We start from the raw sequence: 507 nt of genomic DNA, 5'->3' as shown, positions 1-507 counted from the left end.
GTCAAACGCCTCGGCGAACACCGGGAACGCCTCATACAACTCCCGCCCCATACCCACCCGCTGACTACCCTGCCCGGAGAACAACACCGCCAGCTTCCCCGGCACCACCTGCCCCTGAACCACACCAGCAGCCGGCTCACCCGCCACCACCGCAGACACGCCGGCCTCAAGACCAGCCCGCCCACCAGCCAACACCACAGCCCGGTGATCAAACACCGACCGAGTAGTCGCAAGCGACAACGCCACGTCCGCAGGCGAGAGGTCCGCACACTCGCCGACGAACGACGCCAGCCGCTCCGCCTGCCCCCGCAACGCGGCCTCCGACCGGCCCGACACCACCCACGGCACCACCACCGGCGGCGCGACACCCCCAACCGACTCCTCAACCTTGACGGGAGCCTGCTCAAGAATCACATGCGCGTTCGTGCCACTGATACCGAACGACGACACACCCGCACGCCGGGGTCGGCCGCTCTCCGGCCACGCCACCGACTCCGTCAGCAGCTC

Annotated in this window: 1 protein-coding gene; it reads right to left on the bottom strand. The window is 69.0% G+C overall.

Features of this window, described 5'->3' with window-relative positions:
- A partial coding sequence (locus JK363_RS41600) for a ketoacyl-synthetase C-terminal extension domain-containing protein (RefSeq protein WP_307822131.1) occupies nt 1–489 on the bottom strand: 489 nt, incomplete at its 3' end.
- Nucleotides 490–507 lie beyond the last annotated feature (18 nt).

Origin of the sequence: Streptomyces coffeae, from assembly GCF_016741875.1 — a bacterium.
Taxonomy (GTDB): Bacteria; Actinomycetota; Actinomycetes; order Streptomycetales; family Streptomycetaceae; genus Streptomyces; species Streptomyces coffeae.
Note: the sequence above shows the minus strand (reverse complement) of the source record. Positions and strands in the feature narration are given on the sequence as shown.